This is a genomic window from Aeromonas sp. S12(2024) (assembly GCF_041402305.1).
GTDB classification, from domain to species: Bacteria; Pseudomonadota; Gammaproteobacteria; order Enterobacterales; family Aeromonadaceae; genus Aeromonas; species Aeromonas veronii.
The window spans coordinates 65,384-78,801 of the sequence record NZ_JBGLRB010000001.1; the positions used below are offsets into that span (position 1 = coordinate 65,384).

At 58.3% G+C, this 13,418-nt stretch carries 13 protein-coding genes; 9 read left to right on the forward strand and 4 right to left on the reverse strand.

The features are described 5' to 3' along the window. The first annotated feature begins 4 nt into the window (after positions 1–4). The 3 genes from fdh3B (at position 5) to ACB035_RS00310 (ending at position 2,169) form a co-directional block, all read left to right on the forward strand. Positions 5–631, forward strand: coding sequence for a formate dehydrogenase FDH3 subunit beta (gene fdh3B, locus ACB035_RS00300; RefSeq protein ID WP_005334799.1), 627 nt, complete (start codon positions 5–7; stop codon positions 629–631). After that, positions 628–1,599, forward strand: coding sequence for a formate dehydrogenase subunit gamma (locus ACB035_RS00305; RefSeq protein WP_005334792.1), 972 nt, complete (start codon positions 628–630; stop codon positions 1,597–1,599). Before fdh3B ends, ACB035_RS00305 begins: the two co-directional genes overlap by 4 nt. 159 nt (positions 1,600–1,758) lie before the next feature. After that, positions 1,759–2,169 carry a hypothetical protein gene (locus ACB035_RS00310; RefSeq protein ID WP_013723543.1) on the forward strand — a complete coding sequence of 137 codons (411 nt, stop codon included), beginning with the start codon at positions 1,759–1,761 and terminating at the stop codon, positions 2,167–2,169. Positions 2,170–2,256: 87 nt separating this feature from the next. On the opposite strand, the gene ACB035_RS00315 is transcribed toward ACB035_RS00310, so the two are convergent. Beyond that, positions 2,257–3,021: a substrate-binding periplasmic protein gene (locus tag ACB035_RS00315; RefSeq protein WP_371166405.1), complete on the reverse strand. Its 765-nt coding sequence runs from the start codon at positions 3,019–3,021 to the stop codon at positions 2,257–2,259. A gap of 274 nt (positions 3,022–3,295) precedes the next feature. Here ACB035_RS00315 and ACB035_RS00320 point away from each other — a divergent pair, with 274 nt between their 5' ends. Further along, a complete protein-coding gene (locus ACB035_RS00320; protein ID WP_371166406.1) occupies positions 3,296–5,011 on the forward strand; it encodes an NAD-dependent malic enzyme in 1,716 nt (571 codons plus the stop codon). An 89-nt stretch (positions 5,012–5,100) separates the two neighbouring features. Here ACB035_RS00320 and ACB035_RS00325 read toward each other — a convergent pair whose 3' ends face one another. Then, positions 5,101–5,442, reverse strand: coding sequence for an RT0821/Lpp0805 family surface protein (locus tag ACB035_RS00325; RefSeq protein ID WP_371166407.1), 342 nt, complete (start codon positions 5,440–5,442; stop codon positions 5,101–5,103). After that, complete coding sequence (locus tag ACB035_RS00330; RefSeq protein ID WP_371166408.1) at positions 5,439–6,803, reverse strand: hypothetical protein; 1,365 nt, start codon at positions 6,801–6,803, stop codon at positions 5,439–5,441. The genes ACB035_RS00325 and ACB035_RS00330 overlap by 4 nt, the downstream gene beginning before the upstream one ends. A 304-nt stretch (positions 6,804–7,107) precedes the next feature. Between ACB035_RS00330 and ACB035_RS00335 the strand changes: the two genes are divergently transcribed. The 5 genes from ACB035_RS00335 (at position 7,108) to ACB035_RS00355 (ending at position 12,892) form a co-directional block, all read left to right on the forward strand. Continuing rightward, the gene (locus tag ACB035_RS00335; RefSeq protein ID WP_371166409.1) at positions 7,108–8,346 is read left to right on the forward strand and encodes a uracil-xanthine permease family protein; all 1,239 of its coding nucleotides are present in this window, start codon (positions 7,108–7,110) and stop codon (positions 8,344–8,346) included. Positions 8,347–8,897: 551 nt separating this feature from the next. Next, positions 8,898–9,629 carry a substrate-binding periplasmic protein gene (locus ACB035_RS00340; protein ID WP_371166410.1) on the forward strand — a complete coding sequence of 244 codons (732 nt, stop codon included), beginning with the start codon at positions 8,898–8,900 and terminating at the stop codon, positions 9,627–9,629. A 40-nt stretch (positions 9,630–9,669) separates the two neighbouring features. Then, complete coding sequence (locus ACB035_RS00345) at positions 9,670–11,196, forward strand: methyl-accepting chemotaxis protein (RefSeq protein WP_371166411.1); 1,527 nt, start codon at positions 9,670–9,672, stop codon at positions 11,194–11,196. Positions 11,197–11,571: 375 nt separating this feature from the next. Then, a complete protein-coding gene (locus ACB035_RS00350; protein ID WP_371166412.1) occupies positions 11,572–12,363 on the forward strand; it encodes a transcriptional regulator in 792 nt (263 codons plus the stop codon). Positions 12,364–12,373: 10 nt separating this feature from the next. Then, positions 12,374–12,892, forward strand: coding sequence for a hypothetical protein (locus tag ACB035_RS00355; RefSeq protein ID WP_236375430.1), 519 nt, complete (start codon positions 12,374–12,376; stop codon positions 12,890–12,892). On the opposite strand, the gene ACB035_RS00360 is transcribed toward ACB035_RS00355, so the two are convergent. Next, positions 12,882–13,301, reverse strand: coding sequence for a GNAT family N-acetyltransferase (locus ACB035_RS00360; protein WP_005353700.1), 420 nt, complete (start codon positions 13,299–13,301; stop codon positions 12,882–12,884). The genes ACB035_RS00355 and ACB035_RS00360 overlap by 11 nt on opposite strands. Positions 13,302–13,418 lie beyond the last annotated feature (117 nt).

Sequence of the window (13,418 nt, forward strand, 5' to 3'; positions counted from 1 at the left end):
TCCCATGGCCAGAATGAAATTCATGTGTGACACCAAGCGCTGCATCGAGTGCAACGGCTGTGTGACGGCGTGCAAGAACGAGAACGACGATGCCCTCGAGTGGGGCATCCAGCGCCGCCGGGTGGTGACCCTCAACGACGGCCTGCCGGGGGAGACCTCCATCTCGGTCGCCTGCATGCACTGCACCGACGCCCCCTGCATGGCGGTCTGCCCGGCCGACTGCTTCTATCACACCGACGACGGCATCGTGCTGCACAACAAGGATCTCTGCATCGGTTGCGGCTACTGCCTGTTTGCCTGCCCGTTCGGGGCGCCCCAGTTCCCGAAGACCGCCGCCTTTGGCGATCGGGGCAAGATGGACAAGTGCACCTTCTGCGCCGGTGGCCCGGAAGAGGATCACAGCGAAGCGGAGCGCCAGAAGTACGGTGCCAACCGCATCGCCGAGGGCAAGCTGCCCATGTGTGCCGAGCTCTGCTCCACCAAGGCACTGCTGGCGGGGGATGCGCAGGTGATCTCCGATATCTTCCGCGAGCGGGTTGCCTATCGTGGTGCCAAGGATGCGGCTTGGGGTAATGGCGATGAGCTGTTCCACGATGCCAGCAAGCTGAACAAGCAGGGAGGGGCGGCATGAAAACCTGGCTAATGGCCCTGTTTGCTGCTCTGCTGCTGGTGAGTACCGCAAGTTTCGCCGATGCCGAGAAAGAGGCGGTTGGCTTTGCCGGCGCCGATTACTGGCGGGCGGTGAAGGATGGGCAGGAGGGGGTGACCACCTCCCGCTCGCCGGAGCACGGGGTACTGATCTCGGTGCCGGGCCAGCTCTGGTTCGAGGTGAAGACCAAGTGGGTGTCGCCGCTCGGTGCCATCGCCATCTTCGGATCCTTGGCCATGTGCGGTCTGATGTACCTGGTGGTGGGGCAAACCAAGCTCTCCAAACCGCGCACCGGGCGCAAGCTCAAGCGCTGGAGCAGGCTGGATAGGGCGCTGCACTGGACCACGGCGGCCATGTTCCTGACCCTCTCCGGGTCGGGGCTGGCCATCATCTACGGCAAGTACTTCATCAAGCCGGTGGTGAGCCTCGGGGTGTGGGAGAACTGGATCTGGTTTGCCAAGGTGTTCCACAACTACGTGGGGCCGCTCTTCTTCCTCTGCCTGATGGGGGTGCTCATCAAGTGGTTCCGCCACAACATCGTCAACATGGTGGATGTGCAGTGGTTCATGAAGTTTGGCGGCATGCTCGGCAAGCACAAGGGGAGTCACCCCTCGGCGGGCTTCTCCAACGGTGGCGAGAAGGCGATCTTCTGGCTGCTGATCTGGTTTGGCGGCATTGTGGTGGCGACCGGGCTGTTCCTCGACTTCCCCATCTTCGGCCAGCTGCGCCGTCAGATGGAGTGGGCCAGCTTCATCCATATCGTAGGCGCCTTGATCCTTATCTGCGGCTTTATCTTCCATATCTACATGGGTCTGTTCCAGCTGGAAGGGGCGCTGGAGGGGATGGTGACCGGCGAGGTGGACGAGACCTGGGCCAAGGAGCATCACGACCTCTGGTATGAAGAGGTGAAGCACACCCTCGATGAGCCCAAGGCGGGCAAATCAAGCTGATGGTCGACAAAGAGGAAAGAGAAGGGGCGCTGCGGCGCCCCTTTTGATGGCGGGTCGATGGTGATGGCAAATTGATTGAGCGATGCCGCAAACGGCGATGGTTTTTTGGGCCACCTTGAGCAACAGTAACAGGGGTTCCATTCACACAAGGGATGACAAATGATGAGAAAAGCATGGCTGGCAGCGGTATGTGCATCTGCGCTCTTCGGTGGTATTGCGGGCGTGGCGCAGGCGGCTGACGGGATCAAGACTCAGCAGGTGCAGTTCAAGAAGGGGGAGTCAGGGGCGACTATCAACGGCACCATTCAGGGTAGCCAGACCCTCGATTACAAGCTGACGGCCAACAAGGGCCAGAGCATGGTGGTGATCCTGACCGGCAAGCCCTACTTCAATATTCTGCCGCCGGGCAGCAAGGGGGAGGCGATGTTTATCGGTTCTACCGAAGGGAACAACTTTGAGGCAACCCTGCCCGCCAAGGGCACTTATACCATTCGGGTCTACCAGATGGGGGCGGCCGAGAGCAGCAAGGCCAAGACGCCGTTCAAGCTGGAGGTGGGCATCAGCGGCTAATGCCAGCAGCTGACAAGCATCATGGCGGTGGCGGCCACAAAGGGCCGCCACCGTTGTTTTATCCTCTCTGTTTTTGCCTCGCCAAGGTTAATAGTCCCCGCGGGCCAGCCGTTCGAAGTAGCGCTGATAACGTCCGCTGGCGATGGCCTGCTGCAACTGCTGATTGAACTGATCCCGCAGTTTGGCTGAATCCGGCATCTTGCGCGGGAACATCACGAAGCTGTCGTTGCGCAGAAAAGGGGTCTGACTGTGGGTGATGAGTGCCGCGCTGGCGGGGTCGAGCTGGCTCTGCAACTCGGCCAGACCGACTCGCAGTTCTTGCGGATAGAGGTCGATCCGTCCGCGCAGCAGCTTGCCGAAATTCTGTTTCACGTCGGTGACTTTCTGTTGGGTTACCTTGCCATCGGCCACCATTTTGTCCAGCTCGGGCCCGTAGCTGTAGGCGATATCGCCCCCCAACCGCATGCCGATGATCTGCTCAAGGCGCTCGGCCCGCAGCTGCCGTGATTTGAGGGAGAAGAAGACAAACTGCTCCTGCAGCACCGCTTCGCTGAACTGAAAATCCAGCTCCCGCTCCGGTTTGTGCATCCAGACGGCGGTGGCGTCGTAGAGCTGGCTGTTGGCCGCCAGCGAATAGACCCGGCCCCAGGGGGCGAAGTGGAACTTCACCTCATAGCCCGCTTCCTTGAACAGATCGCTGATGAGGTGGGCCACGGGACCGTGCTGTTTTGACTGCTCGGAGACGAAAGGGGGCCATTCACCCACGATGATGTTGAGCACCCGACCCGGTGCGGCGAGAGCCGACTGGCAGGCCAGAAACAACCACAGTGCAAACAGCGGGATCAGGCGCATGGCAGGAAGAAGGGGGAGCAGGCTGGCAGAGGTGAGGGCATCAGATCACTCCCGGCTGTGATGCGGTGAAAGGGGCTGGGTTGCCCGCAATGCTAACATGAGTCTCATTCCTTGCCGTGGATATTTGTCTCGCCGGGGTCGCCGGGCGCCTATTTTGGCCGCAGGGTATGCCCAAGCTCACAAAACCGATCGAGTAAACGTCATATGATTGATTTCATTATGAGTCTTGCTCTCCTGCCGAACGGCAATTTCACGTAAATCAAAGAGAATGACTATGGCTACCGGACAATATCTGCTGTGGAAAGATGCACAGGGACAGGATTTTCGCCCCGTTGCACTGACCGGCACTGATCTGCTTAACAATCGATACCTCAACAAGGGCACGGCCTTTACCGAACAGGAGCGGGCCGATTTTGATCTCGATGGTTTGCTGCCGCCTCAGGTGCAAACTTTTGAAGCCCAGCTCGAGCGAGTGTATGAGGGGTTCAAGAGCGCTTGCAGCGATATCGAGAAGTACCAGAACCTGCGTGCTCTGCAGGATCGCAACGAAACCCTGTTTTATGCCCTGTTGTCACTCCATGTGGAGGAGATGACTCCCTATATCTATACCCCGACCGTGGGCAAGGCGTGTCAGGAGTTCAGCCACCGCTTCCAGAAGCCGCGCGGCCTCTACATCACCCCGGACAACGTGGATGACATGGGCAGTCAGGCCCGTCACTTCGATGCCAAATCGATCCGCATCATAGTCGTCACCGACAGCCAGGGCATTCTGGGGATCGGCGACCAGGGGGTCGGCGGCATGGGTATCCCCATCGGCAAGCTGGCGCTCTATACCCTGGGTGCCGGTATTCACCCCGCCTGCTGCATGCCCATCGCGCTGGATGTGGGCACCGACAACCAGAAACTGCTCGATGATCCCATGTATCTGGGCCGCCCCCACAAGCGTATTCGCGGCAAGGAGTACGAAGAGTTCATCGACAAGTTCGTGCAGGGGGTCAAGCGCCACTTCCCCAACGCCGTGCTGCAGTGGGAAGACTTCAGCAAATCCAATGCCTTCAACAATCTGGCCCGCTACCAGCAGTCACTGCCGTCATTCAACGATGATATTCAGGGCACCGGTGCCGTGGTGCTGGCCGGTATCATCGGCGCGGTCAAGGTCAAGGGGGAGACCCTGGGCCAGCAGAACTATCTGGTCTACGGCGCTGGCGCCGGCGGGGTTGGTGTCGCGGATCAGATCTGCGCGGGGATGATCCGCGAGGGGATGGATCCGCAGGCGGCCCGCGATCGCATCTACATTCTGGATACCCAGGGGCTGGTGTGCGACAACCGGGACGGGCTCGACGAGTACAAGCGTCGCTACGCCAAACCGGGGCTGCTGCTGGCAGGCTGGGATACCGAGGTACCCGGCAAGGCCAATCTGGCCGATGTGCTGCGTCATGTGCCCATTACCGTGTTGCTGGGTACCAGTGGCTCGGGCGGTGCCTTCCAGGAAGAACACATCCAGCTGATGCTGCAGCATTGCGAGCGCCCCATGGTGTTCCCGCTCTCCAACCCGACCGCCAACTGTGAAGCGCTGCCGGAAGATATCTACCGCTGGAGCAAGGGCAAAGCCATTGTCGCGACTGGTAGTCCGTTCAAGGATGTGAGCTACGAGGGGCAGGATTTTCGGGTCGGGCAGGGCAATAACGTCTTTATCTTCCCCGGTGTAGGTCTGGCGGCCATCGTCAGCCAGCTCCGCGAGATCACACCCGATGTATTCACTACTGCCGCCTTTGCGCTGGCCGAGTGCGTGAGTGAGGTGGACCTGGCGAAAGGGGCCGTCTATCCCCGCATTCGCGAGCTGCGCAGCATCTCGGTGCATGTGGCGACCGCCGTGCTCAAGGATATCGTGCGCCGGGATCCCTCCCACCCGCTGATCGGTCAGGATCTGCAGCAGCATATCCTCAACCACATGTGGGAGCCGGTTTACCTGCCCTATCGTCGGGTATAACCGCATATTCACCGCCCGGATAACGGGTCGGAAATGATGACAAGGGGGTAGCGCTGCTACCCCCTTTCGTTTATCCCCTGTGGCATTCACTAAGTTCGCAATGGCCGCCAGCGCCCTTGCTGATTGCGACAGGCGGTATCCTGCCACTGCTGGCTCGCCTTGCCGATATAGAGTTGCTCGCGATAGTCGCGACACCACTCCCCGCCGGGATGGCGGAAGGTGCGTAGCGGGGTGACGCTACCCGAGTGACGATTAGCCGGATTGAACCAGGTGAGGCTCTGCCCTTTGGTGCGGGTTTCCAGCGCCTTGGCAAGGGCCTGATTGGCCAGTTGAACATCAGCCTTATCCATCTGATGGTAAAGTGGCGGAGTGTCGACCGTGGCGCAGCCAGCGAGGCCGAGCAGGAGGAGTGTTAGCAGATAACGCATCATGGTTGCCCCTGTTGGCGAAAACCGTTGTTGAGCAGCGCCCGCTCCTGCTCATCGGTAAGCACTTGCTGGCGATCATCGACCGTGCCATCACCTCTTAGTTTGTTGCCGTTGGCATCGACAGCATCCACACCGTTGTCATCGACCGAGCCATCACCTCTTAGTTTGTTGCCGTTGGCATCTACAGCATCCACGCCGTTGTCATCGACCGTGCCGTCACCTCTGAGCTTGTTACCGTTGGCATCGACGGCATCCACACCGTTGTCATCGACTGTGCCATCGCCTCTGAGCTTGTTGCCGTTGGCATCGACGGCATCCACACCGTTGTCATCGACTGTGCCATCGCCTCTGAGCTTGTTGCCGTTGGCATCGACGGCATCCACGCCGTTGTCATCGATGGTGCCATCACCTCTGAGCTTGTTGCCATTGGCATCGACCGCATCCACGCCGTTGTCATCAACGCCATTGCCAAACCCGCGGCCACCACCATGGCGTTCTCCCCCTGCATGTTTTTCTCCACCAGCATGCCGTTCACCTCCACCATGCAGCTCTCCGCCGGCATGCTCGCCTTGGCCGCCACTGTCATCGCTGCCCCCATCGCTGTCGCTGCCACCGCCGCTGTCGCTGCCTCCGCCGCTGTTGCTGCCTCCGCCGCTGTTGCTGCCTCCACCGCTGTTGCTGCCACCGCCGCTGTTGCTGCCACCGCCGCTGTTGCTGCCTCCACCACTGCTACCCCCACTGCCACCATCGCCATCTTTGTTGTGAACGATCAGCTCATTGGCGATGTAGCTGTGGCTGCCATCGAGCAACAGATTGAAGAGTGCGGTAGTGGGAGACGCCTCGATCCAGCAGAGTGACTCAACCAGCAGTAATTCCGGCTGGGATTGCAGGGCCAGATTGCCCGTCACCATAACAGGTGCGGGGCGACACATTATCTGCATGCCGGTAAATAGCGGCAGCACCGCCAGTTGCGGGTTTTCGGTTCGGGTCATGGCCGGCGAGATGGCCGCCCAGCCCCGAGTGGTCAGTAGAGGGTGTTCTGCGGTAAAGAACGGGGGCAGATCATTGATCCCGTAGAGTCTGCGCTTGCCCAGTATGACCCGCTCGACCGCCAGGATCCGGTTACTGCCGCCGTGCTGATCCAGCACCCGTTCACCGACCCGGATCGTCTCTATGGGGCGGGTGGAGCCATCGGCCATCGTGATGCGAGTGCCGGCGATAAAGCAGGACTTGGCATAGGCCTGATTCATTTGCCACTCATTGTGGGCGAAATCATAACTGAACGGGTTTGCAAACAGGGCGAGTGCGATGGCCGAGCCAATAAGCAATCTGCGCTGGCTGGCCTTGAATGGGGGCTGTGACATGGGGACTCCTTGTCCATCTTGATTCACAGGATCCATTATAGAGCGCCCCCTGGTGCGGCATTTTTGACCATAAACACAATAAACATGATGGAAAAACGATTGGCGTTCGTCACAATAATGCGTAAAATCGCATACTCGATGCTTGTAGCAACGAATCCCGCCTAAAAAGCCAGTTTCATGCCCTTCCCAAGCAGTAAAAGGTAACAAGTGATGCATTTGTGTTCATTTTGTGCCTTGGAAAAGTCTTGTGATGACTGAAAAGTGATAAATATCCCCATCAGTTATCAAAAAATTAAGGACATCCATGTTTTCCTTAGTCAAGCAAAGTGTCGCCGGGCTGCAAATCCTGTTTGTCGCCTTCGGTGCCATGGTTCTGGTGCCCCTGCTCACCGGACTGAACCCCTCCATGGCCCTGCTTGGCGCCGGTGTGGGCACCCTGTTGTTCCAGTTCTGCACCCGCCGCCAGGTCCCGATTTTCCTCGGTTCCAGCTTTGCCTTCATCGCTCCCATCATCTACGCCACCCAGACCTGGGGATTGCCATCCACCATGTTTGGCCTGTTTGCCGCCGGTTTCATGTATTTCATTCTGGCTGCGCTGATCCGGGCAAAAGGGATGGGGTTTGTGCACAAATTGCTACCCCCGGTGGTGATTGGCCCGGTGATCATGGTGATCGGTCTTTCTGTGGCGCAGGTTGCCTGCAACATGGCGATGGGCCGTGCTGGTAGTGAGCAGGTAGTACCAGCGGGGACTGCGCTGACGCTGGCTGGTATCTCGCTGGCAGTCACCCTGATTGCAGCTGTGTTCTGCAAGGGGTGGATCAAGCTGATCCCCATCCTGTGCGGCGTGATTGCTGGTTATGTCTCGGCGGTATTCATGGGCCAGGTGAGTTTCGATGGTATGGTGAACGCCCCCTGGCTGGCGCTGCCCCACTTCGAAACCCCGGAGATCAACTGGGCTGCTGCGTTGTTCATGTTGCCGGTAGCCATCGCCCCCTGTATCGAGCATATCGGTGGCGTGTTGGCGATTGGTGGCGTGACTGGCAAGGATTACACCAAGGATCCGGGTTTGCACCGTACGCTGGCCGGTGACGGTATCGGCGTCTGCTTCGCCGGTTTCATCGGTGGCCCACCCGTGACCACCTACGCCGAAGTGACCGGTGCCGTGATGATCACTCGCAACTTCAATCCGGTCACCATGACCTGGGCTGCGGTGTTTGCCATCATTCTGGCCTTCTTCGGCAAGTTCAATGCGCTGCTTACCTCCATCCCGATGCCGGTGATGGGCGGTATCATGCTGCTGCTGTTCGGATCCATCGCTGCCATCGGTCTCAAGACGCTGGTGGAATCCAAGGTGGATCTGGGGCTGTCACGCAATATCGCCATCGTTGCCGTGACTCTGACCGTCGGTGTCGGCGCGCTGGAGATGAAGATTGGCGACTTCGCGCTGGCCGGTGTTGGCCTGGCCTCCGTTGCCGCCATCCTGCTCAACTTGATCTTGCCTGCGCACTCCGAAGAGGGTGTGATGGACGCGGCCAAGGACTGAGTTTCACCAGACGTTCATTGTTGATTTGGAGAAGGCCACCTCGCGGTGGCCTTCTCATTTTCGGGTATCTCGCGCCACTTTGTGGCTCGACGGAGCTCATCTGGAATCTAATTTGGAAGCAGATGAGGGGGTTAGCATTCTCATTTGACGTATCTCTTTTCGTGACCTTAGCTAAAGGACAGGTTTGGCTCTGAGGTCTCCTCGAGCAGTATGGGAAAATGGATGTTGGCGTTTTCTATCATTTCTCTCCCAGACCCCTGTCATAAAACGATGCGCTTTTTCTTTGCCACGGCGCTGTTGTATGGCAGAGGCTTATCCGCCCCACTCCGCACTCCCCTTATGCTGCACTGGCATGTTTCCACCTCGATTTGTTGTGAGCCTCCCTCGCCGGTTGCGTTTCGTTGCGCACAGGCAAAATCCGGATCTGTTTGCTGCTGCACATGGGTGGGCGGCGAGCCGTGAAAGCCGGCATGACCCCAGCGGGTCAGACGTGCACCGCCATCGGTAACGGCGGATGTTCAGGGATGAATGGCAAGCAAAGCGAGGTTGCAATGAACTATCAACAGCTGTGGAAAAGTGCAATTTTTTCAGTCTCTTCCATGATGGCAATAAGCGCAGTTCAGGCTGCGCCACTGAATGTGATGACCGAGGATTACCCGCCATTCAACATGCAGGGAGAGGGGGGCAAGATTGTCGGGCTGTCGACCGAGGTGGTCGAAGAGCTGTTCAAGCGTGCCGGGGTCGAATACAAGCTGACCCTGATGCCCTGGAAGCGGGCGTACGAAGATACCCTCGGCACCCCCAATACCGCCCTCTACTCCACGACCCGCACTCCGGAGCGGGAAGCACTGTTCAAGTGGGTAGGGCCGCTGGTCAATAACAACTGGGTGTTTTTCTCCAGCTCGACCGCCAATATCACGGTCAAGTCACTGGAAGATGCCAAGCAGTATTCGGTGGGTGGCTATAACGGCGATGCGGCCGCCGAATATCTCAAAGCCCAGGGATTTGCCAAGTTGCAGCTGGCGGCCAACGACACCGCCAACGTGAAGAAACTGGAGGCAGGTCGCATCGATCTCTGGGCTACCGGCCAGTATCTGGCGCCCTATCTGGCCAGCAAGGAGAAGGTGGCCTCACCCAAGCCGGTCTTCGTGTTCAAGGAAACCCAGATGAGCTTGGCGTTTAACAAGGATACGCCCGATGAGCTCATCACCAAGCTCAATGAGATCCTCGCTGCCATGAAGGCGGATGGCACCATCGACAAGATCAATGCCAAGTACCAGTAAGTTGTACTGTTCCTGCTGCCGTTAATACCGGGAGGAAGTCATGGATTGGAAAAGTCTGAAGTTCAGGATTGCCGTACTGACTTCCCTCTCGGTGAGTCTGCTATTGGTACTGTTTGGTGGTTATAACTACAGCTCGGTGAGGGAAGAGAGCTACAGCAAACAGGCTCAGCTGGTCGAGCAGGCGATCAAGCGACTGCAGCTCTCCTTGCCTGGCCCTTTGTGGAATTATGAGTCGGCCTTTATCGAGGCATCGCTCAAATCCGAGCTGGCGGCCGATATGCTCAGCACACTGCTGGTGGTCAACAAGGAGAAGCTGGTGGCCGGGTTTGCCCGCGATGCCGCGGGCACTATTTCCCCTGTAACGGCCATACCCGCCGATACGGCGGCCTATGGGGGGTATGATCTGGTCTACGACGACAGCGGCCAGAAAAATACCGTGGCCAGATTGCTGGTCGAAACCAGTGATGCTGCCATTCAGGCCCAACTGCGGCAGCAGTTGATCACCACCGTCTGGCAGATCCTTGTGCTCGATCTCTGCATCATCGCGCTGCTGATGGTGCTGATTCATCGCAATGTGCTCAGGCCGCTCCATCAGATGAATCAGGCGGTGTTTGATCTGGCCAAAGGAGAGGGGGATCTGACCCGGCGTCTGAAGATCAGCCGTCAGGATGAGATGGGCGCGCTGGCCACCAACATCAACCACTTTATTGCCAAGTTGCAGGAGATGGTGGCGGAGATCAACGAGCTCTCTGCCGGTGTGTTGCAAACCGCCGAACTCTGTGACTCCCTTTCGGCAGATACCCGGGTAGGCAGTGACGCCCAGCAATCCGAGCTGGATCAGGTCGCTACCGCCATCACTGAGATGAGTCAGGCTGTGCAGGAAGTGGCTGGCAATGCGGTGAAAACCTCTGGCGCTACCGATGAGGCCAACCTCTATGTGGAGCAGGGTTACAATCTGGCGGGCCATGCCAATGAGGCCATCCATCAACTGGTGGGGGAGGTGGAGCGAGTCGCCACCCTGATGCGCACCCTTTCGACCGAGAGCAGCAGCATTGGCACCATCATCGAGGTGATCAACGGCATTGCCGAGCAGACCAATTTGCTTGCCCTCAACGCGGCCATCGAGGCGGCGCGGGCGGGGGATCAGGGGCGCGGTTTTGCGGTGGTGGCGGATGAGGTGCGCACCTTGTCGGGCCGTACTCGCCAGTCGACGGAGGAGATCAGCGCCAGTATCAAGCGGTTGCAGCAAGCGACCCAGAATGTCGGTGCCGGCATGCAACAGAGTCAGGATAAGGCATCCCGCGCTGGCATCGAGGCGGCAGATGTGCAGACATCGGTGGAGAAGATTAAAAATCAGGTCAGCCTGATCCGCGAGATGAACATGTATATCGCCCAGGCATCGGAAGAACAACACTCGGTGGCGGAGGCGGTCAGCCACAGTGTCAACCGGATTGCGACGCTCAACAGCGAGAGTGCAGCCAGAGTGGCACAGGTTGCCGAGGCCAGCAGTGATCTGCGGCAGCTGTCGGCCCAGCTCGACACCCTGCTCAAGCAGTTTCGGGTCTAGTCAGTTCACTTCGCCCCGTTGGATCATCCTGCGGGGCAGGCCGGTTCCCATTATTTTGAGACGCGGCGAGATGTCGTGAGGGGCAAGGGCCTTGTCCTGCAGCGCTTTTCGTCATGCCCATGTCACTGTTCAGCTGAGATTGGCGTGATCGTGATAGGCGAAACTCGCAGCATCATGCTCTGCCCGATACGCAGTCCGACAGCGCTGGACGCATATTTTCATTTTCCCCGCTCATGCCTGCCTGCATCTATTGTGCCGCTGATCTCGACCCTTTAGAATTTCGTTTAATTACAGCGAGTCCTGAGCCGCCATCTGGCTTTATCAGGTGTGGAATCCCATCTTCTTCATGATGAATGCAAATAACAGGTGGTTGGTATGACGGGGGTTGCGCCAGGCAATAACATATCAGCCTATCACTTCGGTGATTATGTCTTTGATGTCAAAAGGCGAGAGCTGATCTTCTGTGCCGACAAGGACAACTTGCAAAGCGCCCGGGTGGTGCGCTTGTCATCCGCAGAGAGCCTCATTTTCAGCTATCTGCTCGATCACCATGACGAGGTGTGCGACAAGGATCTGTTGCTTGATATCGGCTGGTTGGGTCGCCCCATCAGCCCCAACTCCCTGAACGTGGCCATCGCCAATATTCGCCGCCACTTCGCCTCATCCCCCCAGACGCTGGATATCAGAAGTACCCCGAAAAAAGGGTACTCCCTGCATCTTAACTGCAAGATGAAGAGCTATTTCGGCAAGGCACTGCCAACAGAGAGTGAGCCCTTGCCCGAGCCGATGAGCGAGCCCACGCCTGCAGCGGCTGCGCAGCCACCGTCGACATCACCAAGCTCCGACCACGAGGTCATCAAAGAGCCTGCTGCTCCCCGTACTTTTGGTGAGCGCGCCAAACTTGCCTTTCTCAGCGGTATCGGGCGGCCAATGCTGGCAAGGGGCCTGATATACGTCAATCTGCTACTGGCTGTGCTGGTGGCGTTTGTCGCCAGCTATCTCCATTTCGAGTGGCTCCATGTGCACTGCACCGACTCGCCGACCGGCGTTGTTTGCCAGATGGAGGCACGGAGCGATGTGCCACCAGTCAAACCGGCATCGCTGGTGCTGGTCTCCGGCCACCAGGTTCGCGTGCTTTCCTATAAAGAGCTCGAAAAAACGCTGTAAGGGATCTCTGATGAAACGAACGCTGAAAAATACCTTGCTGCTGTTGCCACTGCTTGTCGTGCTGCTGTTTGTGGTCGGGATGTTTATCAACAGTCTGGGCTGCCATTACGACCTGAAAATGTCGGCCAATGGAGTTAACTATCACGGGGTGTGCCGCTGGGGCAAAATCACCGTGATCGAAGAGGAGGAGGCGACCAGGGAGAAGTGGCGGGTGACCGGTTTTCAACTGACCTTCTTCAACCAGCTTGTCTACCTCATCGACAGTCGTACCCAACTGCACGAATCGGGTAACGATGACTCCTATCTCAATGAGTACAACCTGATCCAGTCGCAATATGCGCTGGTCAACTATGCCTGGGTGCCGCTGACCGAAAACAAGGTGGCGATCTTCCAGCGCGATCCGGTGCATGAGGTTGTGATTGCCCAGCGAGATGGCTGGTTCGATCTCTACCGCTGGTTCTTCCCCCCGGCACCGCTGGTGCCTGTTCAACCACAAAGCGTAGTTGCCGGGCGTCCCGCTAGCTTCTAAGCAACTTGCACCAGGGGCCGGTGACCTCGCAGTGGCCTGTCTCATCACTGTTTTGCCAGCCCAGCCGATGGTAGAAGGCTACTGCCGCCGTGTTGCGGGTCGCAACCTTGAGCGAGCCGTGCGGCGAATCAGCGAGGCCCCGCTCCAGCAGGGCGCGTCCTATCCCCTGACCGTGCCAGTCGCTTGACACATAGAGGTGATGGACGAAGTGATCGGGCTGCCAGATGGCGATAAAGCCGCAGATATTGCCCCCCTGTTCGGCTACCCACACCCGTTCACCTTTGGTCTGTTCCTCGAAATCCTCGAGTTGGAAACGGGCGGGATCGACCCAGTGAAAGGTGTGGCGGCGGCTCTTTAAAAACAGCCGGGCCAGTTGGGGAATGTCGTGTTCTTCCATGAGCCGGATCATGATGTCCTCCCGGATCAAGCCAATGTTCATTGAGGCAGCTGCACAGCGGCAGGTTAATCGATGCAAATGACAAGGGTGTGATTAAGCACTGTCCATTGTATTTGCCATGGGGCTATA

Bases quoted from the DNA above. Each gene is read 5' to 3' on its own strand.
- ACB035_RS00355 (WP_236375430.1), top strand. From the start codon at position 12,374: ATGAAACGAACGCTGAAAAATACCTTGCTGCTGTTGCCACTGCTTGTC.
- ACB035_RS00320 (WP_371166406.1), top strand. From the start codon at position 3,296: ATGGCTACCGGACAATATCTGCTGTGGAAAGATGCACAGGGACAGGAT.
- ACB035_RS00345 (WP_371166411.1), top strand. From the start codon at position 9,670: ATGGATTGGAAAAGTCTGAAGTTCAGGATTGCCGTACTGACTTCCCTC.
- ACB035_RS00310 (WP_013723543.1), top strand. From the start codon at position 1,759: ATGATGAGAAAAGCATGGCTGGCAGCGGTATGTGCATCTGCGCTCTTC.
- ACB035_RS00350 (WP_371166412.1), top strand. From the start codon at position 11,572: ATGACGGGGGTTGCGCCAGGCAATAACATATCAGCCTATCACTTCGGT.
- ACB035_RS00330 (WP_371166408.1), bottom strand. From the start codon at position 6,803: ATGTCACAGCCCCCATTCAAGGCCAGCCAGCGCAGATTGCTTATTGGC.
- ACB035_RS00315 (WP_371166405.1), bottom strand. From the start codon at position 3,021: ATGCGCCTGATCCCGCTGTTTGCACTGTGGTTGTTTCTGGCCTGCCAG.
- ACB035_RS00325 (WP_371166407.1), bottom strand. From the start codon at position 5,442: ATGATGCGTTATCTGCTAACACTCCTCCTGCTCGGCCTCGCTGGCTGC.
- ACB035_RS00360 (WP_005353700.1), bottom strand. From the start codon at position 13,301: ATGATCCGGCTCATGGAAGAACACGACATTCCCCAACTGGCCCGGCTG.
- ACB035_RS00340 (WP_371166410.1), top strand. From the start codon at position 8,898: ATGAACTATCAACAGCTGTGGAAAAGTGCAATTTTTTCAGTCTCTTCC.
- ACB035_RS00335 (WP_371166409.1), top strand. From the start codon at position 7,108: ATGTTTTCCTTAGTCAAGCAAAGTGTCGCCGGGCTGCAAATCCTGTTT.
- ACB035_RS00305 (WP_005334792.1), top strand. From the start codon at position 628: ATGAAAACCTGGCTAATGGCCCTGTTTGCTGCTCTGCTGCTGGTGAGT.
- fdh3B (WP_005334799.1), top strand. From the start codon at position 5: ATGGCCAGAATGAAATTCATGTGTGACACCAAGCGCTGCATCGAGTGC.